Genomic DNA, 20,284 nt, shown 5'->3' with positions numbered 1-20,284 from the left:
CATCACGCCAAGACGTCAGTCTGGGGATGCCGCAGCTCCCCGCCACCCCCTACCCGGCCGAGGTGCGCGCCCGGCTCGACGCGGACGCGAAGGAGGTGCTCGCCCGCTACCCCGGCAGCCGCTCCGCCCTCCTGCCGCTGCTGCACCTCGTGCAGTCCGAGGAGGGATACGTCTCCCGCACGGGTATGGCCTTCTGCGCCGAGACGCTCGACCTCACCACCGCGGAGGTCACCGCCGTCGCGACCTTCTACTCCATGTACCGGCGCAGGGCCGGCGGCGACTACCAGGTCGGCGTCTGCACCAACACCCTGTGCGCGGTCATGGGCGGCGACGCCATCTTCGACACGCTCAAGGAGCACCTCGGCGTCGGCAACAACGAGACCACCGACGACGGCAAGGTCACCCTCGAACACATCGAGTGCAACGCCGCCTGCGACTTCGCGCCCGTCGTGATGGTCAACTGGGAGTTCTTCGACAACCAGACGCCCCAGAGCGCCACGCAACTCGTCGACGACCTGATCGCCGGCCGGACCGTCGAGCCCACCCGGGGCGCGCCGATCTGCTCGTACAAGGAGACCGCCCGCATCCTGGCCGGCTTCCCCGACGAGCGTCCCGGCGCCGTCGAGGCCACCGGCGGCGCGGGCCCCGCCTCCCTCGTCGGGCTGAAGCTCGCCAAGGGCGAGGCGCTCCAGAAGGCGCGCGTGGTCTCCCCGCGCGCCGGGCAGCCCCAGGGCGCGCAGCCGCACGAACCTTCGCCGTCCGAGCACCTCAGCTCGCACGACGCACCGCAGCAGACCTCGGCCTCCGACCCGGAGCACCCGGCCGGGCCCGCAGCCGAGGAGGGGGAGTGATGACCTTGGCCGCCGAGATCGACCACAACGGGACGAGCCCCGAGAAGCTGCTCGCCCCCGTCCTCTCCGCCTTCTGGGACCAGCCCGAATCCTGGACCCTGGACACCTACCGCCGCCACGAGGGGTACGAAGGGCTGCGCAAGGCCCTCGCCATGGACCCCGACGACCTCATCGCGTACGTCAAGGACTCCGGTCTGCGCGGACGCGGCGGCGCGGGCTTCCCCACCGGGATGAAGTGGCAGTTCATCCCGCAGGGCGACGGCAAACCGCACTATCTCGTCGTCAACGCCGACGAGTCGGAACCGGGGACCTGCAAGGACATCCCGCTCCTCTTCGCGAACCCGCACAGCCTCATCGAGGGCATCGTGATCGCCTGCTACGCGATCCGCTCGTCGCACGCGTTCATCTACCTGCGCGGTGAGGTCGTCCCCGTGCTGCGACGACTGCACGAGGCCGTACGAGAGGCGTACGAGGCGGGTTATCTGGGGACGGACATCCTGGGTTCAGGACTCGATCTGGAACTCACGGTGCACGCGGGCGCCGGTGCGTACATCTGTGGTGAGGAAACCGCGCTGCTCGACTCTCTCGAAGGACGGCGTGGCCAGCCCCGGCTGCGGCCCCCCTTCCCTGCGGTCGCCGGTCTGTACGCCTGCCCCACTGTGGTGAACAACGTCGAGTCGATCGCCTCGGTTCCCGCGATTCTGAACAGGGGCAAGGACTGGTTCAAGTCGATGGGCAGCGAGAAGTCCCCGGGCTTCACGCTCTACTCGCTCAGCGGCCATGTCACCAGCCCCGGCCAGTACGAGGCCCCGCTCGGCATCACGCTGCGCCAGCTCCTCGACATGAGCGGCGGCATCCGGGCCGGTCACCGGTTGAAGTTCTGGACGCCGGGCGGCTCCTCCACCCCGATGTTCACCGAGGAACACCTCGACGTCCCCCTCGACTACGAGGGCGTCGGCGCCGCCGGGTCCATGCTCGGCACCAAGGCGCTCCAGTGCTTCGACGAGACGACCTGCGTCGTGCGTGCCGTCACCCGCTGGACCGAGTTCTACGCCCACGAGTCCTGCGGCAAGTGCACACCCTGTCGCGAAGGGACGTACTGGCTGGTCCAGTTGCTCCGCGACATCGAGGCGGGCAAGGGCGAGATGGCGGACCTCGACAAGCTCAACGACATCGCCGACAACGTCAACGGCAAGTCGTTCTGCGCGCTCGGCGACGGCGCGGCCTCGCCGATCTTCTCCTCGCTCAAGTACTTCCGCGAGGAGTACGAGCAGCACATCACGGGCAAGGGCTGCCCCTTCGACCCCGCCCGGTCCACGGTCTGGGCCGACGACAAGAACACCGACGGCAAGAACGCTCACCGGGGGGTGAACGCATGACAGTCACCACGAGTGCGCCCTCCGGGGGCGGCGAGGCGGCCATCCCGCCCGAGGACCTGGTCACGCTGACCATCGACGGCATCGAGATCAGCGTCCCCAAGGGGACCCTGGTCATCCGGGCCGCCGAACTCCTCGGCATCGAGATCCCGCGCTTCTGCGACCACCCGCTCCTCGACCCCGTCGGCGCCTGCCGCCAGTGCATTGTCGAGGTCGAGGGCCAGCGCAAGCCGATGGCCTCCTGCACCATCACCTGCACCGACGGCATGGTCGTCAAGTCGCAGATCACCTCTCCTGTCGCCGAGAAGGCGCAGAAGGGCGTGATGGAGCTGCTGCTGATCAACCACCCGCTGGACTGCCCCGTCTGCGACAAGGGCGGCGAGTGCCCCCTCCAGAACCAGGCGATGTCGCACGGCGCCGCCGACTCCCGCTTCGACGGCAAGAAGCGGACCTTCGAGAAGCCCGTCCCGATCTCCACCCAGGTGCTGCTGGACCGCGAGCGGTGCGTGCTCTGCGCGCGCTGCACCCGGTTCTCCAACCAGGTGGCGGGCGACCCGATGATCGAGCTGATCGAGCGCGGCGCCCTCCAGCAGGTCGGCACCGGCGAGGGCGACCCCTTCGAGTCGTACTTCTCCGGCAACACCATCCAGATCTGCCCGGTCGGCGCGCTGACCTCGGCGGCGTACCGGTTCCGCTCCCGCCCCTTCGACCTGGTCTCCACCCCCTCGGTGTGCGAGCAGTGCGCGGGCGGCTGCTCGACCCGGACCGACCACCGGCGCGGCAAGGTCATGCGACGCCTCGCGGCCAACGAGCCCGAGGTCAACGAGGAGTGGCTCTGCGACAAGGGGCGGTTCGGCTTCCGTTACGCCCAGCAGCGCGACCGGCTCACCACCCCGCTGGTGCGCAACGCCGAAGGCGTCCTGGAACCGGCGAGCTGGCCCGAGGCGCTGCAGGCCGCGGCGGCCGGACTCCTCGCCGCCCGCGGCCGTACCGGCGTCCTGACCGGCGGCCGGCTGACCGTCGAGGACGCCTACGCCTACAGCAAGTTCGCCCGGGTCGCCCTCGACACCAACGACATCGACTTCCGCTCCCGGGTCCACAGCGCCGAGGAGGCCGACTTCCTGGCCGCCCGGGTCGCCGGACGCGGCCGGGACCTCGACGGCGAGGGCGTCACGTACACCGCGCTGGAGAAGGCCCCCGCGGTCCTGCTCGTCGGGTTCGAGTCCGAGGAGGAGGCGCCCGGCGTCTTCCTGCGGCTGCGCAAGGCCCACCGCAAGAGCGGCCAGCGGACCTTCGCGCTCGCCTCGCACGCCACCCGGGGCCTGGTGAAGGCGGGCGGCACCCTGCTGCCCGCCGCCCCCGGCACCGAGACCGAGTGGCTGGACGCGCTCGCGGGCGGCGTCGGCCTGGAGGCCGAAGGGGCCGCCGCCGCCGACGCGCTCCGCGCCGAGCACTCCCTGATCATCGTCGGGGAACGGCTCGCCGGAGTGCCCGGCGCGCTGAGCGCCGCCGTCCGCGCCGCCACCGCCACCGGCGCACGCCTGGTGTGGATCCCGCGCCGGGCCGGCGACCGGGGCGCGGTGGAGGCGGGCGCGCTCCCCTCCCTGCTGCCCGGCGGCCGCCCGGCCACCGACCCGCGGGCCCGCGACGAGGTCGCCGAGCTGTGGCGGGTGGCGGAACTGCCCACCCGGTACGGACGCGACACCGGCCAGATCGTCGAGGCCGCGGCCACCGGCGAACTGGGCGCGCTGCTCGTCGCCGGGGTCGGCGCCGAGGACCTGCCCGACCCGAACCGTGCCCTTCAGGCGCTGGACGAGGTCGGCTTCCTGGTCTCGCTGGAGCTGCGGCCGAGCGCGGTCACCGCCCGGGCGGACGTGGTCTTCCCGGTCGCCGCCGTCGCGGAGAAGTCCGGCACCTTCCTCAACTGGGAGGGCCGGGCCCGGATGTTCCAGGCCGCGCTGAAGCCCGAGCAGATGTCCCGGACGCTCGCCCCGACGGACTCCCGTGTGCTGCACATGCTGGCCGACGCCATGGACGTGCACTTCGCCCTGCCGGACCTGACCGCCGCCCGCCGCGAGCTGGACCGGCTCGGCGGCTGGGAGGGCGGCCACGCGGACGACCCGCGCGAGAGCGCGCAGCCGCTGCCCCGGCCCGGCGACGGCGAGGCGGTCCTCGCCGGCCACCGGATGCTGCTCGACCTGGGCCGGCTCCAGGAGGGCGACACCGCGCTCGCCGGAACCCGCCACGCGGCCGTCGCCCGGCTCTCGGCGGCCACCGCCGCCGAGTCCGGCGTCAAGGACGGAGACCTGCTCGCCGTCACCGGACCCGCCGGCACCGTCGAACTGCCCCTCGTGGTCACCGACATGCCGGACCGGGTGGTCTGGGTGCCGCTGAACTCGGTGGGACGCGGCATCCCCGCCGACACCGGCGCGAACCCCGGCGGCCTGGTGCGGATCGGCCCCGCCGCCGCACCGGGTGCGCCCGTCGAACCATCGGAGGTACGAGCGTGACTGGCCTCGCCGCACTCACGACGGCGCCCGAGCGCGTCGTCCTCGCCGCCGAGGATCTCTCGATGTTCGGCACCGACCCCTGGTGGCTCGTCGTCATCAAGGCTGTCTTCTGCTTCGCGTTCCTGATGCTGATCGTGCTGTTCTCCATCGTGTGGGAGCGCAAGGTCGTCGCCTGGATGCAGCTGCGCATCGGCCCCAACCGGCACGGCCCCTGGGGGCTGCTCCAGTCGCTCGCCGACGGCGTCAAGCTGATGCTGAAGGAAGACGTGATCGTCAAGCGCGCGGACAAGGCGGTCTACGTCATCGCGCCGGTCCTCGCCGCGATCCCCGCCTTCATGGCGATCGCCGTGATCCCCTTCGGCCCGGCGGGCAACGAGGTGTCCATCTTCGGACAGCGCACCACGATGCAGCTGACGGACCTCCCGATCGCCGCGCTCTACATCCTCGCCGTCGGCGCGGTCGGGGTGTACGGCTTCGTCCTCGGCGGCTGGTCCTCGGGCTCGACATACCCCCTGCTCGGCGGAATCCGCTCGTCCGCCCAGATGATCTCGTACGAGATCGCCATGGGCGCCGCCTTCGCCTCGGTCTTCCTCTACTCCGGGTCGATGTCCACCTCGACGATCGTGGAGGCGCAGGCGGACCGCTGGTACATCATGCTGCTGCCGGTCTCCTTCATCATCTACATGATCACCATGGTCGGTGAGGCCAGTCGGGCGCCGTTCGACATGCCGGAGTCCGAGGGCGACCTGGTCGGCGGGTTCAACACCGAGTACAGCTCCATCAAGTTCGCGATGTTCATGCTCGCCGAGTACATCCACATGGTGACCGTGTCGATGATCGCGGTGACGCTGTTCCTCGGCGGCTGGAGGGCTCCGTACCCGATCTCCGCGTTCTGGGAGGGTGCGAACCACGGCTGGTGGCCGATGCTCTGGTTCTTCCTGAAGCTCCAGTTGCTGATCTTCTTCTTCATCTGGCTGCGCGGCACTCTTCCCCGTGTGCGCTACGACCAGTTGATGAAGCTCGGCTGGAAGGTCCTCATCCCGGTCTCGGTGGTCTGGCTGATGCTCGTCGCCACCGTCCGTGCCCTGCGGAACGAGGGGTACGACTTCTCGCGGATCGTGCTGTACGTGGGCGCGGTCGTGATCGCGATCCTGCTGATCTCCTTCGTCGTCGACATGTACCGCGACCGCAGGTCCCGGGCCGAGGAGGAGGCCGCCGGACCGGAGCCCGCCTTCGACCCGATGGCGGGCGGGTTCCCGGTGCCCCCGCTGCCCGGACAGACGCTGCCGCCGGTGCCCAGGCGCAGGCCACGACGGGACCGGGAGCTCGTTGTCAGTGGCGGCGCGGATACTCAGAGTGACGAAAGCGCGAGTGACGGAAAGGAGGCCGGCGGTGTCTGAGAAACCAGAGCTCACGGGCTCATCGGGATCCGCTGGGTCCTCGGGGCAGTCCGGTCGGGCAGGGGAGTCCGGGGACAAGTTCCAGAACCCCGTGGCCGGCTTCGGCGTGACCTTCAAGGCCATGTTCAAGAAGCGGCTCACCGAGCAGTATCCGGAGACGCCGAAGGTGACGGCGCCCCGCTTCCACGGCCGCCACCAGCTCAACCGTCATCCGGACGGCCTCGAGAAGTGCGTCGGCTGCGAGCTGTGCGCCTGGGCGTGTCCGGCGGACGCGATCTACGTGGAGGGTGCGGACAACACCGAGGAGGAGCGCTACTCCCCGGGAGAGCGCTACGGCCGCGTCTACCAGATCAACTACGCGCGCTGCATCCTGTGCGGACTCTGCATCGAGGCCTGCCCCACCCGGGCGCTGACCATGACGAACGAGTTCGAGCTCGCCAACACCACCCGCGAGAGCCTCATCTACACCAAGGACGAGCTGCTCGCGGGCCTGGAGGAAGGCATGGTGGACAGCCCGCACGCGATCTTCCCCGGCATGGACGAGCAGGACTACTACCGGGGAGTGGTCACCGAGGCCGCCCCCGGCACGGTCCGTCAGACGGCCGTGTCCAAGGGGGAGAGCGACAAGCAGGACGAGGACCCCATCGAGTCCACCCGGGCCGCCGACGCCCGGCAGGACAAGGGGGTGGGAGCGTGAACTCCCTGGCCGCAGCCACCGCCACCTCGACCGGCGAGGCCGTCCAGTTCTGGATCCTGGGCACCGTCGCCGTGATCGGCGCGCTCTCCACGGTGCTGGCGAAGAAGTCCGTGCACAGCGCCCTGTCGCTCGCCGGGACCATGATCGTCCTCGCGGTCTTCTACCTCGCCAACGGCGCGTATTTCCTCGGCATCGTCCAGATCGTCGTCTACACCGGCGCGATCATGATGCTGTTCCTCTTCGTCGTCATGCTCGTCGGCGTCACCGCGGCGGACTCCCTCAAGGAGACCCTCAAGGGGCAGCGCTGGCTGGCCCTCGGGTGCGCCCTCGGCTTCGCCGTGCTGCTCATCGCGGGCATCGGCAACGCCTCCCTGAGCACCTTCAACGGGCTCGGCGCGGCCAACGCCCGGCACGGCGGCAACGTCGAGGGAATCGCCAACCTCATCTTCACCAAGTACGTCTTCGCCTTCGAGATCACCGGCGCCCTGCTGATCACCGCGACGGTCGGCGCGATGGTGCTCACCCACCGCGAGCGCACCGAACGGGCCAAGACCCAGCGGGAGATGTCCGTGGAGCGCGTGCGCGGCAAGCACCTCCCGCCGCTCCCCGCCCCCGGCGTCTACGCCCGGCACAACGCCGTGGACATCCCCGGTCTGCTCCCCGACGGCACGCCGTCCGAGCTCACCGTCATGCAGACCCTGCGCGAGCGCGGTCAGATCCGCGACGTCTCGCAGCAGTCCCTCGCCGACCTCAAGGCCCTGGAGCAGCGCTCCGGGGAGCGGCTCGGACGTGAGGACGCGGACGCCGTGGCACGTGGGGCCCGTCCCGCGTCCGCGGCGGAGAATTCGGAGGCCGCCCAGTGAACCCGGTCAACTACCTCTACCTCGCGGCCCTCCTGTTCGCGATCGGCGCCTCCGGGGTGCTGATCAGGCGGAACACGATCGTGCTGTTCATGTGCGTCGAGCTGATGCTCAACGCCTGCAATCTGGCGCTCGTCACGTTCTCCCGGATGCACGGCAACCTCGACGGGCAGATCGTCGCGTTCTTCACGATGGTCGTCGCCGCGGCGGAAGTCGTCGTCGGACTCGCGATCATCGTGTCGTTGTTCCGCTCCCGCCACTCGGCCTCGGTCGACGACGCCAGCCTGATGAAGCTGTAAGGGGTCGGAAACGTGGAGAACCTGATTGCGCTGCTCGTCGCGGCGCCCCTGCTCGGAGCGGCGGTGCTGCTCTGCGGCGGACGCCGGCTGGACCGGACCGGCCACTGGCTCGGCACCGTGCTCGCCGGCGCCTCGTTCGTCGTCGGTCTCATTCTGTTCACCGACATGCTGGGGAAGGGCGCCGAGGACCGGGCCCTGCACCAGCACCTGTTCAGCTGGATTCCGGTGGAGGGCTTCCAGGCCGACATCGCCTTCCAGCTCGACCAGCTGTCGATGACGTTCGTCCTGCTCATCACCGGTGTGGGCACGCTGATCCACATCTACTCCATCGGTTACATGGAGCACGACGAGCGCAGGCGCCGCTTCTTCGGCTATCTCAACCTGTTCCTCGCGGCGATGCTCATCCTGGTCATCGCCGACAACTACCTGCTGCTGTACGTCGGGTGGGAGGGCGTCGGGCTGGCGTCGTTCCTGCTCATCGGCTTCTGGCAGCACAAGCCCACCGCGGCCACCGCCGCGAAGAAGGCCTTCCTGGTCAACCGGGTCGGCGACATGGGCCTGTCGATCGCCATCATGCTGATGTTCACCACCTTCGGCACCTTCGCCTTCGGGCCGGTGCTGGAGTCGGCGGGCGAGACGAGCCAGGGCAAGCTGACCGCCATCGGGCTGATGCTGCTGCTGGCCGCCTGCGGCAAGTCGGCCCAGGTGCCGCTGCAGTCCTGGCTCGGCGACGCGATGGAGGGCCCGACCCCGGTCTCCGCCCTCATCCACGCCGCGACCATGGTCACCGCCGGTGTCTATCTCATCGTCCGCTCCGGCGCGATCTTCAACGCCGCCCCGGACGCCCAGCTGGTCGTCGTCATCGTCGGCGCGGTCACGCTGATCTTCGGTGCGGTCGTCGGTTGTGCGAAGGACGACATCAAGAAGGCCCTCGCCGGGTCCACGATGTCGCAGATCGGCTACATGATCCTCGCCGCGGGCCTCGGCCCCATCGGCTACATCTTCGCGATCATGCACCTGGTGACGCACGGCTTCTTCAAGGCCGGGCTGTTCCTCGGTGCGGGCTCGGTCATGCACGGCATGAACGACGAGGTCGACATGCGGAAGTACGGCGGCCTGCGGAAGTACATGCCGGTCACCTTCGTCACCTTCGGCCTCGGCTATCTGGCCATCATCGGCTTCCCCGGCCTGTCCGGCTTCTTCTCCAAGGACAAGATCATCGAGGCGGCCTTCGCCAAGGGCGGCACCGAGGGCTGGATCCTCGGCTCCGTGGCCCTGCTGGGCGCCGCGATCACCGCGTTCTACATGACCCGCGTGATGCTGATGACGTTCTTCGGCGAGAAGCGCTGGCAGCCCGACGCCGAGGGCCACGAGCCGCACCCGCACGAGTCCCCGAAGTCGATGACGATCCCGATGATCGTGCTGGCCTTCGGCTCGGTGTTCGCCGGCGGGTTCTTCGCGATCGGCGACCGGTTCATCAACTGGCTGGAGCCCGTGACCGGTTACGACCACGGGCACGCCCCGCTGAGCGCGGCCACGGTCACCGGAGCCACCGTGGTGGCCCTGGTCATCGGTGTCGGGATCGCCTGGGCGATGTACGGCCGCAAGCCGGTCCCGGTCCTCGCCCCGCGCGGCTCGGTCCTCACCCGGGCCGCCCGCCGCGATCTCCTCCAGGACGACTTCAACCACGTGGTCCTGGTCCGCGGCGGCGAGCACCTCACCCGCTCGCTGGTCTACGTGGACCACTCCCTGGTCGACGGAGTCGTCAACGGCACGGCCGCCTCGGTCGGCGGGCTCTCCGGCCGCCTGCGCAAGCTGCAGAACGGCTACGCCCGCACCTACGCGGTCTCGATGTTCGGCGGTACGGCGGTCGTCATCGCCGCGACCCTGCTGATGAGGGCGGTCTGATCACATGTCCTTTCCCCTCCTGACCGCGACGGCGGCGCTCCCGGCGATCGGCGCCATCGCCACCGCCGCCGTCCCCGCCGCGCGGCGCACCGCGGCCAAATGGCTCGCGCTGCTCTTCTCGCTCGGCACGCTCGTCCTTGCGGCCGTCGTCTTCCTCCGCTTCGAACCGGGCGGCGACCGCTACCAGCTCACCGAGTCCCGGTCCTGGATCGCCGACTTCGGCGTCCGCTACGAACTGGGCGTGGACGGCATCGGGGTGGCGCTCCTCGGCCTCACCGCACTGCTGATCCCGTTCGTCATCGTCGCGGGCTGGCACGACGCGGACCCCCTGGAGACGAAGTCCTCGCGCTGGCGCCCGACACAGGGCTTCTTCGCCCTGATCCTCATGGTCGAGGCCATGGTGATCCTGTCGTTCGTCGCCACGGACGTCTTCCTCTTCTACATCCTGTTCGAAGCCATGCTCATCCCGATGTACTTCCTCATCGGCGGCTTCGGCGACCGGGCCCACGCGGGCACCGACGAGAGCGCCGCGACCCAGCGGTCCTACGCGGCGGTCAAGTTCCTCCTCTACAACCTGGCCGGCGGCCTGATCATGCTGGCCGCCGTCATCGGGCTGTACGTGGTCGCGGGCAGCTTCTCGCTCTCCGAGATCGCCGAGGCCCGCGCCAACGGCTCCCTGGAGATGGCGACCAGCACCGAGCGGTGGCTCTTCCTCGGGTTCTTCCTCGCCTTCGCGATCAAGGCCCCGTTGTGGCCGCTGCACACCTGGCTGCCCAACGCGATGGGCGAGGCGACCGCCCCGGTCGCCGTGCTGATCACCGCGATCGTCGACAAGGTCGGCACCTTCGCGATGCTCCGCTTCTGCCTCGGGCTCTTCCCGGAGGCCAGCAAGTGGGCGACGCCGGTGGTGATCACCCTGGCGCTGGTCTCCATCGTGTACGGGGCGCTGCTCGCGGTCGGCCAGCGCGACATCAAGCGGCTCATCGCCTACGCCTCGATCTCGCACTTCGGCTTCATCATCCTGGGCATCTTCGCGATGACGAGCCAGGGCCAGTCGGGCGCCACGCTCTACATGGTCAACCACGGGATCTCGACGGCCGCGCTGCTGCTGGTCGCCGGATTCCTCATCACCCGGCGCGGCTCCCGGCTCATCGCGGACTACGGCGGGGTGCAGAAGGTCGCCCCCGTGCTGGCCGGGACGTTCCTCATCGGCGGGCTCGCCACCCTGTCGCTGCCCGGACTCGCCCCGTTCGTCAGTGAGTTCCTGGTCCTGGTCGGCACGTTCAGCGCGTATCCGGTGGCCGGCATCATCGCCACCTCCGGCATCGTGCTCGCCGCGCTCTACGTCCTGGTCCTCTACCAGCGCACGATGACCGGTCCGGTGAAGGAATCGGTCCGGTCCATGCCGGACCTCAAGGCCAGGGAGCTGGCGGTCGCGCTTCCGCTGATCGCCGTGCTGATCTTCCTGGGCGTCTTCCCGAAGCCGCTCACCGAGGTCGTCAACCCGGCGGTGGAGCACACCATGTCCGACGTACAGAAGAAGGACCCCCAGCCCGAGGTGGAGGCCGCCAAGTGAGCGCAACAGCTGTCCACAGTCTGTGGACGACGGCGAGCGGGGTGACATCGGCGGCACCGGGCACCTCGTTCACGGCGCCGAAGATCGAGTACACCCAGCTGATGCCGGTCCTGATCATCGTGGGCGCCGCCGTCCTGGGCATCCTGGTGGAGGCCTTCGTGCCGCGCCGGGCCCGCTACCACGCCCAGCTCTTCCTGACCGTGGTGGCGGTCGCCGCCGCGTTCGCCGCGATCGTCGGCCTCGCGGCCGGCGGGTACGGCACCACCAAGGCCCAGATCGCGGCCATGGGCGCCATCGCGATCGACGGCCCCACCCTGTTCCTCCAGGGCACCGTTCTCCTGGTCGCCATGGTGGCGGTGTTCACCTTCGCCGAACGCCGGCTGGACCCCACCGCCCACGGCAACCGGGTCGACTCCTTCGCCGCCCAGGCCGGAGCCGTACCGGGCGGTGAGGGCGAGAAGGCCGCCGTCCGGGCCGGCTTCGCCACCACCGAGGTCTTCCCGCTCCTCCTCTTCTCGGTGGCGGGGCTGCTGGTCTTCCCGGCCGCCAACGACCTGCTGACCCTCTTCATCGCGCTGGAGGTCTTCTCCCTCCCGCTCTACCTCCTGTGCGCCGTGGCCCGCCGCAAGCGGCTGCTGTCGCAGGAAGCCGCCGTGAAGTACTTCCTGCTCGGCGCGTTCTCCTCGGCGTTCTTCCTCTTCGGGATCGCCCTCCTCTACGGCTACGCGGGCTCCCTCGCGTACGCCGACATCGCCAACGTCGTCGACGGCTCGGTCCTGGAGATCGACCCGGCCCTCGCCGACACCATGGGCAACGACGCGCTGCTGCTCATCGGTGGCGCGATGGTCCTGGTCGGCCTGCTCTTCAAGGTCGGCGCGATCCCGTTCCACATGTGGACCCCGGACGTCTACCAGGGCGCCCCGACCCCGGTGACCGGCTTCATGGCCGCCGCCACGAAGGTCGCCGCGTTCGGCGCGATGCTGCGCCTGCTGTACGTGGCGCTGCCGGGCCTCACCTGGGACCTGCGGCCGGTCATGTGGGCGGTGGCCATCATCACGATGCTGGGCGGGGCGATCGTCGCGATCACCCAGACCGACATCAAGCGGCTGCTGGCCTACTCCTCGATCGCGCACGCGGGCTTCATCCTCGCGGGCGTCATCGCGGCCAGTCCGGAGGGCATCTCCTCGGTCCTCTTCTACCTGCTGGCCTACTCCTTCGTGACGGTCGGCGCGTTCGCCGTCGTCACGCTGGTGCGCGACGCGGGCGGCGAGGCCACCCACCTGTCGAAGTGGGCCGGACTCGGCCGCCGCTCGCCGCTGGTCGCGGCGGTCTTCGCGGTGTTCCTCCTGGCCTTCGCCGGCATCCCGCTGACCTCCGGGTTCTCCGGGAAGTTCGCGGTGTTCAAGGCGGCCGCCGAGGGTGGCGCGGGCGGACTGGTCGTCGTCGGTGTGCTCTCCTCGGCCGTCGCGGCGTTCTTCTACATCCGCGTGATCGTCCTGATGTTCTTCAGCGAGCCGAAGACGGACGGCCCCACGGTCGCCGTCCCGTCCCCGCTGACCATGACGACGATCGCGGTCGGCGTCGCCGTCACCCTGGTGCTGGGCCTGGCCCCGCAGTACTTCCTGGACCTGGCGAGCCAGGCGGGAGTCTTCGTGCGGTAGCCCGCGCAGTATGAGCCACAGCAGCGCCGGACGGTCCGTTGTCCACAGGACCGTCCGGCGTTGTCGTTGCCTCCGCCTATCGTGGACGGGGACGGGAGCAGGACGGACAGGGCCGGGACGCGCGGACCTCGGGGGACAGAGCATTGGGTGTGACCATGGATGTGACCGGGACGGTGACCGACACCGACGCGGGCAGCGAGAGCGAGGCGCGGCGGACGCTGCACCGCGTCTTCGGGTACGAGTCGTTCCGCGGCGAGCAGGGCGCGGTCATCGAGCATGTGGTGGCGGGCGGCGACGCGGTCGTGCTCATGCCCACCGGCGGCGGGAAGTCCCTCTGCTACCAGATCCCGTCCCTGGTCCGGCGGGGCACCGGCGTCGTCGTCTCGCCGCTGATCGCCCTCATGCAGGACCAGGTCGACGCCCTGCGGGCGCTCGGCGTCCGGGCCGGCTTCATGAACTCCACGCAGGACTTCGACGAGCGGCGCTCGATGGAGGCGCAGTTCCTCGCGGGCGAGCTGGACGTGCTCTACCTGGCGCCCGAGCGGCTGCGCCTGGACTCCACCCTCTCCCTGCTGGCCCGGGGCGAGATCTCCGTCTTCGCGATCGACGAGGCGCACTGCGTCGCCCAGTGGGGCCACGACTTCCGCCCCGACTACCTGGCCCTGTCGGTGCTCGGCGAGCGCTGGCCGGACGTTCCGCGCATCGCCCTGACGGCGACCGCGACCCACGCCACGCACGAGGAGATCACCCGCCGCCTCGGCATGCCGGACGCGAAGCACTTCGTCGCGAGCTTCGACCGGCCGAACATCCAGTACCGGATCGTGCCGAAGTCCGATCCCAAGAAGCAGCTGCTCTCCTTCCTCAAGGAGGAGCACCCCGGGGACGCGGGCATCGTCTACTGCCTCTCGCGCAACTCCACCGAGAAGATCGCCGAGTACCTCCGCCGCAACGGCGTCGAGGCCGTTCCGTACCACGCGGGCCTGGACGCCGGGACGCGCGCCACCCACCAGGCGCGGTTCCTCCGCGAGGAGGGGCTCGTCGTCGTCGCGACGATCGCGTTCGGCATGGGCATCGACAAGCCGGACGTCCGCTTCGTCGCCCACGTCGACCTTCCCAAGTCCGTCGAGGGGTATTACCAGGAGACGGGCCGCGCGGGCCGTGACGGGGAGCCGTCGACGGCCTGGATGGCGTACGGCCTCCAGGACGTCGTCCAGCAGCGCAAGCTCATCCAGGGGGGCGAGGGCGACGAGGCGTTCCGCCGCCGGGCCGCGTCCCATCTGGACTCGATGCTGGCCCTGTGCGAGACGGTCCAGTGCCGCCGGGCCCAGCTGCTGACCTACTTCGGCCAGGAGCCCACGGCCCCCGCCTGCGGCAACTGCGACACCTGCCTGGCCCCGCCGGAGACCTGGGACGGCACGGTCGTCTCCCAGAAGCTGCTCTCCACGGTGGTGCGGCTGAAGCGCGAGCGGAACCAGAAGTTCGGCGCGGGCCAGATCATCGACATCCTGCTCGGCCGCAAGACCGCCAAGGTCATCCAGTTCGACCACGACCAGCTCTCCGTTTTCGGCATCGGCGAGGAGCTGGCCGAGGCGGAGTGGCGCGGTGTGGTGCGCCAGCTGCTGGCCCAGGGCCTGCTCGCGGTCGAGGGGGAGTACGGCACGCTGGTCCTCACAGAGGAGAGCGCGACGGTCCTGGGCCGGGAGCGGGACGTACTGCTCCGCAAGGAGCCCAAGAAGCCCACGTCCCGCTCGTCGTCCTCCGCAGGCGGAGCCAAGGGCGCCAAGGGCAAGGCGGCCGCCGCGGACCTCCCCGAGTCCGCCGTCCCGGTCTTCGAGGCGCTGCGCGCCTGGCGCGGGGCGACGGCGAAGGAGCAGGGCGTCCCGGCGTACGTCATCTTCCACGACGCGACGCTGAGGGAGATCGCGACGCTGCACCCGGCCTCGCTCGCGGAGCTGGGCGGTGTGAGCGGCCTGGGCGAGAAGAAGCTTGCGACGTACGGGGAGGGCGTCCTGGAGGTCCTGGCCCAGACCCCGGTGGGCGCGACACCGGCACTCCCAGCCCCCGCTGCCTCCGCCGCTCCTGCGGCGGCGCCCGCATCACGTCCGGCGGCCGCGCCCACCGCCCCGGCGCGCACCAAGGCCCCGGTCGCCCCGGCCCCGCAACAGCACAGCGACCCGGAGTTCGCCTGGGACGAGGAACCGCCCGAGTACGAGTGAGTCGCGTACCGGGCGGTGAGGGCAGAGGTGGCGGACCTATCCCAGGTCCGCCGCCCGGCGGCGGGGCGTGATCGCCGTGAGGTCCAGGTCGACGGGGAACGGCACCGACACCTTCATACGGTCGTGGAAGATCCCCGTCGAGGTGTACGCACCGGTGGCCGGCTCCCGCTCGAAGACGTACACCACGGCACGCCCGTCGTGGTTCTCCACCCGCCAGTAGTGGGGGATCGTGGCGCGGGCGTACTTCACGGGCTTGGTCTCCCGGTCGCGGGACCGGGATTCCGGGGATACTACCTCGATGGCCAGGCGCACCGACTCGGCGGGGAACCGGGTCTGGTTCGGGTCCTGGATGATGTCACCGTCGATGACGATCACGTCGGGCTCGGGCCGGTTGTAGCGGTCGATGTCGATGGTGAACTCGCGCACGACCTCCAGCTCGGGCGGAGCCAGGGACTGCAGCTGCCAGTTGAAGAAGTCGACCGCTCGTGAATGGAACAGGGTCTGCGGACTCACGAAAACGAGGCTCCCGTCGATCAGCTCCGTGTGCGGAGGCAGATTCGGGAGTGTGTCCAGGTCATCGGCGGTCCAGCCGCCCTCGGGCGGGACCGCCCACCGCGGCTCGGAGGCCTCGGGTTCGATGCTCATCATTGCTCCCATGGGGAGGAGTCTCGCGGGCCCGACCAGCGTATCGGCCGGGAACCGGATCCGGATGACCCGAACGTGTGAACGCCTCTCGCGCCGCTGACCTGCACCGCAGCGTTCCGGCACCGACTAGTCCCCGCCACCCCCTCCGCAGCCGCCCCCGTCGCCGCCCCCGCTGTCGCCGCTCCAGCCGTCGCCGGACTCGTGCTGCTTCACGTTGTGGCGGACGGCCTCGGCGGTCCACTCGGATCGGCGCATGACCTTCATGACCGTCCGGCCGGTGCGGCCGAGGCGGGTCAGCTCACCGGCGAGGCCGATCGCCGATACCAGGGCGGCCAGCACCCGGTCGCGGTGGTCGGGGTACCCCGCCGCCTCGGCCGCCGCGAACCGGTCGAGGACACCCCGCGCGAGGTCCGGCACGCCCGGGAAGTGGCGGTGGTACGGGAACACGCCGAGGAAGCGGCGGGTCTCCCGGGACAGGACGGAGCGCTCGACCAGGGCGTCCAGGTACTTCTCCTGTACGTACCGGTCGTGTTCACCCACCCAGCGCCGGGCGCGGATCCCCGAGCGGCGGCCCTTGGCCGGCGGGTCCAGGGTCCGGAGGAGGACGGCGAGGAGCGGGTCGGCCGGGTCCAGCGGGTTCACCACCTGGATCCGGCCGCGCTCCTCCCGTATCCGCCCCTGGATCTCCAGCTCCGCGAGGACCGCTCCAGCAGTCCCGTACGCCAGATCGCGGGCCTTGCAGGCCGGCCTGCCCCGATCCGGGTCCAGGGCGAGAAGGATCAGTTCCTCGGGCAGCGTCAGCGCGGGGGCGTCGTGCGTCATGGCGCGGTGACGATCCTTCCGGTCACGTCGCCGAGGCCCACGCGGGTGCCGTGCGGTCCGGGGGCCCAGGCGGTCAGGGTGACCGTGTCGCCGTCCTCCAGGAACGTCCGTTTGCCATCGGGGAGTTCGAGCGCGTCGCGGCCGTTCCAGGTGAGCTCCAGGAGCGAGCCGCGCTGGGCGGGCTCGGGGCCGCTGACCGTGCCGGAGCCGTACAGGTCGCCGGTGCGCAGCGACGCGCCGTTCACCGTCATGTGGGCGAGCTGCTGGGCGGCCGTCCAGTACATCGAGGCGAACGGCGGCTCGGCGACGACCTGGCCGTTGATCTCGACGGTGATCCGGATGTCGAAGCCGCCCGGCTCCTCGTCCTCCGCGTCGTCGAGGTAGGGCAGGAGCGGGACGTCGCGCGCCGGCGGCGCGGTGCGGGCGGCGTCCAGGGCCTCCAGCGGGGTGACCCACGCCGATACGGAGGTGGCGAAGGACTTGCCGAGGAACGGGCCGAGCGGCACGTACTCCCAGGCCTGGAGGTCGCGCGCGGACCAGTCGTTGAGGAGCGAGAGCCCGAAGACGTGCTCGCGGAAGTCGGCCAGCGGCACCGGGGTGCCGTGCGCGGAGGGGACGCCGACGACGAAGCCGACCTCGGCCTCGATGTCCAGCTTCACCGAGGGCCCGAAGACGGGGGCCGGGTCGGTGGGGGCCTTGCGCTGGCCGTTGGGGCGCACCACATCGGTGCCGGAGACCACGACGGTGCCGGAGCGGCCGTGGTAACCGATCGGCAGGTGCTTCCAGTTGGGGGTGAGCGCGTCGCCGTCCGGCCGGAAGATCTGCCCGACGTTGGTGGCGTGGTGCTCGCTGGCGTAGAAGTCGACGTAGTCCGCGACCTCGTACGGCAGGTGCAGGGTCACCGCGTCCACCGGGTGCAGCAGCGGCTCGATGTCCGCGCGGTGGGCGGGGACCGTCAGCCAGGCGGTGAGCGCACGGCGCACGTCCCGCCAGGCGGTGCGGCCCGCCGCGAGCAGCGGCGTCAGGCTCGGCTGCGCGAGCAGCCCCGCGTAGGGGGAGCCCAGTGCGTGGGCGGCGGCCCCGGCGTCCAGGACGTGGTTGCCGATGCGGACGCCGACCCGGCGGTCGTCGGGGTGGTCGGGGGTGGAGAACACACCGTACGGAAGGTTGTGCGGGCCGAAGGGGTCGCCCTCGGCCAGATCGAGCGGGCTGCTCTGCTCGGGCATGTGGTGCTGCCTCGCTTTCCAGGTCGCGTGGAGGACACGTTACGTCGGTGCCCCTGCCCAGCGGCAGTGCCCCGACTGTCCTCAACTGTGTGCATTGCCCGGAAAGTTCAATTGGGTCCCCGGAAATCCGGGGACCCGAACAGGGGACGCGCGGGCCGCTCAGCCCGCCGTGCGCGGGATGCGCTTCTCCCAGGTGCGGTGGAAGACGACCTCTTCGCCGTCCTTGCAGACGACCTCGTCGGAAGTGATGAAGTCCTGGTCGTCGGCGGCGATCTCGGAGCGGGTCTCGATCTGCACGTCCCAGGCCGTCTCCGGGCGGTGCAGCCGGATCCGCCAGTCGGAGCGGGTCCGCGCGGAGAGCGGGTCGTCCTGCTGGATCGTGTACGTCTCCGATGCGTCCTCGGTGAATTCGAGGCCGTCGGGGTAGACCCGCGTACCGCCGTGGCGGGGGTCGACCTCCAGGCGCCATTCGCCCTTGGCGACATCGCGGACGACGAGGCGTTCGGGGCGCGGCTCCTCCAGGGTGACCGGGTGGACCACGCCGAGCGGTTCGGACTGTTCCGGTTCGCCGAAGGTGATCGCCGGGTCCTCGGTGTGGCGGCGCACCGGGAGTTCGACGAAGCTGCCGTCGGCGTCGAGGGTGAAGCCCGCCGAGCCGGCCTGCGGCCAGATCCAGGGCCAGTACGAGGAGGAGACGGCGAGCCGGATGCGGTGGCCGGGCGGGAAGGTGTGCCCGATGCCGTTGAGGTCGAGGACGACGTCCTCGGTCTCGCCGGGCGTCCAGTCGTCGGTGCGGTCGCGGCCGTGCCGGGCGGCGAGGTTGAGGACGCCCCGCGTGACGAGCGTGGAGGAGCCGTCCGGTGCCACGTCGCAGAGGCGGGCGATGGCCTGGCCGCGCGGCACGTCCATCCGGATGCGGAGCTTCACCCGCGGCCGGCCGAGGATCTCGATCGGCGCGTCCGCGACGGGGAATTCGAACGACACCGACTTCGCGTCCTCGTCCCGCTGGTCCGGCGGCAGGTCCGCGTCGTTGCCGAACGGGAGGAAGCGGCCCGCGTCCAGCCCGGTCTGCTGCGGCGACGCGACGATCCGCTCGCCGCCCTGGAGGGCGTACGTCACCGGCGAGACGTTCTCCGAGGGCCAGCTCGCGTCCCCGACCCAGCGGCCGGGCAGCGTCTCGTACACCGTGGCGGGCGGGTGCGAGCCGCTGATCCAGGACCGCAGCAGCGGCTCCCGCATCACGCCCGTCTCCTTGCCCTTGAGGTGCTGGTCCCACCAGCGCAGCGTCTCCTGGAGGAAGCCGATCGGCGGTCCCGGCGGCAGCCCGCGGTCCGGGTACTGGTGCGACCAGGGGCCGATCAGTCCGCGCACCTTGTCCGGATCCAGGTGCTCGACCAGCCGCAGGACGGTGTCGCGGTACGGGTCGTGCCAGCCGCCGACCGCGAGGACGTTCGCCTTGATCGCGCCGTAGTCCTCGCGGACGCTGCCGTGCTTCCAGTAGTCGTCGCGGCTCTGGTGGGCCAGCCAGGTGTGGATGAGGGGGTCGACGGCCTCCAGCCGCCGCAGCCACATCTCCCTCCACTCGTCGCCGGCCTGCGCCGGGTCCGGCGGCCGGCAGACGAGGGCGAGCATGGTGGCGGCCCGGGCGTGCATGTCCACCGCGAGGACCGAGCCGCCCATGTAGTGGGCGTCGTTGTCGTAGCGGTCGTCGGCCGAGCAGACGGTGACGATCGCCTTCAGCGGCTCGGGGGCGAGTGCGGCGATCTGGAGCGAATTGGAGCCGCCCCAGGAGATGCCGAACATCCCCACCCGGCCGGAGCACCACTCCTGCTGGGCCAGCCAGTGGATGACGGCGACCCCGTCGTCCAGTTCCTGCGCGTCGTACTCGTCGCCCGGCAGCCCCTCGCTGTTGCCGTGGCCCCGGACGTCGACCCGCAGGGAGGCGTAGCCGTGGCCCGCGTACCAGGGGTGGCGCTGCCAGTCGCGGGGCGCGGTCCGGTCGCCGAGCCGGTAGGGCAGGTACTCCAGCAGGGCCGGGACCGGCTCGTCGGTCAGCGGGCGCCAGACCCGGGCGTAGAGCCGGGTGCCGTCGGGCAGCGGGATGTACACGTCCTCGCGGGTGGTCTCGTACGGGAACTCGGTCGTGATGTTCATGGGTCACCTCGATGTACGACGACGGGGTGCGAAGGGGCGTGCTCGGTGGACGGGACGCATCGTGCGCCGCAGCCAGGGGGTCG

15 protein-coding genes are annotated in these 20,284 nt (G+C 70.7%); 11 read left to right on the top strand and 4 right to left on the bottom strand.

Features of this window, described 5'->3' with window-relative positions:
* Positions 1–26 precede the first annotated feature (26 nt).
* From nuoE to recQ, 11 genes are all read left to right on the top strand, one after another.
* Positions 27–851, top strand: coding sequence for an NADH-quinone oxidoreductase subunit NuoE (nuoE, locus tag IG90_RS0106970; RefSeq protein WP_030579140.1), 825 nt, complete (start codon positions 27–29; stop codon positions 849–851).
* A complete protein-coding gene (nuoF, locus tag IG90_RS0106965) occupies positions 851–2,230 on the top strand; it encodes an NADH-quinone oxidoreductase subunit NuoF (RefSeq protein WP_030579137.1) in 1,380 nt (459 codons plus the stop codon). Before nuoE ends, nuoF begins: the two co-directional genes overlap by 1 nt.
* Complete coding sequence (locus IG90_RS0106960) at positions 2,227–4,737, top strand: NADH-quinone oxidoreductase subunit G (protein ID WP_030579134.1); 2,511 nt, start codon at positions 2,227–2,229, stop codon at positions 4,735–4,737. The genes nuoF and IG90_RS0106960 overlap by 4 nt, the downstream gene beginning before the upstream one ends.
* Positions 4,734–6,137, top strand: a complete 1,404-nt coding sequence (gene nuoH, locus IG90_RS0106955; protein WP_030579131.1) for an NADH-quinone oxidoreductase subunit NuoH — start codon at positions 4,734–4,736, stop codon at positions 6,135–6,137. Before IG90_RS0106960 ends, nuoH begins: the two co-directional genes overlap by 4 nt.
* Complete coding sequence (gene nuoI / locus IG90_RS0106950) at positions 6,130–6,834, top strand: NADH-quinone oxidoreductase subunit NuoI (RefSeq protein ID WP_078585226.1); 705 nt, start codon at positions 6,130–6,132, stop codon at positions 6,832–6,834. The genes nuoH and nuoI overlap by 8 nt, the downstream gene beginning before the upstream one ends.
* Complete coding sequence (locus IG90_RS0106945; protein ID WP_030579126.1) at positions 6,831–7,697, top strand: NADH-quinone oxidoreductase subunit J; 867 nt, start codon at positions 6,831–6,833, stop codon at positions 7,695–7,697. Before nuoI ends, IG90_RS0106945 begins: the two co-directional genes overlap by 4 nt.
* Complete coding sequence (gene nuoK / locus IG90_RS0106940) at positions 7,694–7,993, top strand: NADH-quinone oxidoreductase subunit NuoK (protein WP_018960446.1); 300 nt, start codon at positions 7,694–7,696, stop codon at positions 7,991–7,993. Before IG90_RS0106945 ends, nuoK begins: the two co-directional genes overlap by 4 nt.
* 12 nt (positions 7,994–8,005) lie before the next feature.
* Positions 8,006–9,901: an NADH-quinone oxidoreductase subunit L gene (gene nuoL / locus IG90_RS0106935; protein ID WP_030579124.1), complete on the top strand. Its 1,896-nt coding sequence runs from the start codon at positions 8,006–8,008 to the stop codon at positions 9,899–9,901.
* A 4-nt stretch (positions 9,902–9,905) separates the two neighbouring features.
* The gene (locus tag IG90_RS0106930) at positions 9,906–11,477 is read left to right on the top strand and encodes an NADH-quinone oxidoreductase subunit M (RefSeq protein ID WP_030579122.1); all 1,572 of its coding nucleotides are present in this window, start codon (positions 9,906–9,908) and stop codon (positions 11,475–11,477) included.
* Positions 11,474–13,138, top strand: a complete 1,665-nt coding sequence (nuoN, locus tag IG90_RS0106925) for an NADH-quinone oxidoreductase subunit NuoN (protein WP_078585227.1) — start codon at positions 11,474–11,476, stop codon at positions 13,136–13,138. The genes IG90_RS0106930 and nuoN overlap by 4 nt, the downstream gene beginning before the upstream one ends.
* A 155-nt stretch (positions 13,139–13,293) precedes the next feature.
* Entirely contained in the window at positions 13,294–15,354 is a 2,061-nt protein-coding gene (gene recQ, locus IG90_RS0106920; RefSeq protein WP_030579117.1) for a DNA helicase RecQ, read from the top strand.
* A 36-nt stretch (positions 15,355–15,390) separates the two neighbouring features.
* On the opposite strand, the gene IG90_RS0106915 is transcribed toward recQ, so the two are convergent.
* The 4 genes from IG90_RS0106915 to IG90_RS0106900 form a co-directional block, all read right to left on the bottom strand.
* A complete protein-coding gene (locus IG90_RS0106915) occupies positions 15,391–15,999 on the bottom strand; it encodes a Uma2 family endonuclease (RefSeq protein WP_030579114.1) in 609 nt (202 codons plus the stop codon).
* 126 nt (positions 16,000–16,125) lie between these two features.
* Positions 16,126–16,821, bottom strand: a complete 696-nt coding sequence (locus IG90_RS0106910; protein ID WP_030579112.1) for a GOLPH3/VPS74 family protein — start codon at positions 16,819–16,821, stop codon at positions 16,126–16,128.
* Positions 16,818–18,047 carry a fumarylacetoacetase gene (fahA, locus tag IG90_RS0106905; protein WP_030579108.1) on the bottom strand — a complete coding sequence of 410 codons (1,230 nt, stop codon included), beginning with the start codon at positions 18,045–18,047 and terminating at the stop codon, positions 16,818–16,820. Before fahA ends, IG90_RS0106910 begins: the two co-directional genes overlap by 4 nt.
* A gap of 159 nt (positions 18,048–18,206) precedes the next feature.
* Positions 18,207–20,201: a CocE/NonD family hydrolase gene (locus IG90_RS0106900; protein ID WP_030579105.1), complete on the bottom strand. Its 1,995-nt coding sequence runs from the start codon at positions 20,199–20,201 to the stop codon at positions 18,207–18,209.
* Positions 20,202–20,284 lie beyond the last annotated feature (83 nt).

This window comes from Streptomyces anulatus, from assembly GCF_000721175.1.
Lineage (GTDB): Bacteria > Actinomycetota > Actinomycetes > Streptomycetales > Streptomycetaceae > Streptomyces > Streptomyces anulatus_C.
This window is presented reverse-complemented; position numbering and strand designations above follow the sequence as displayed.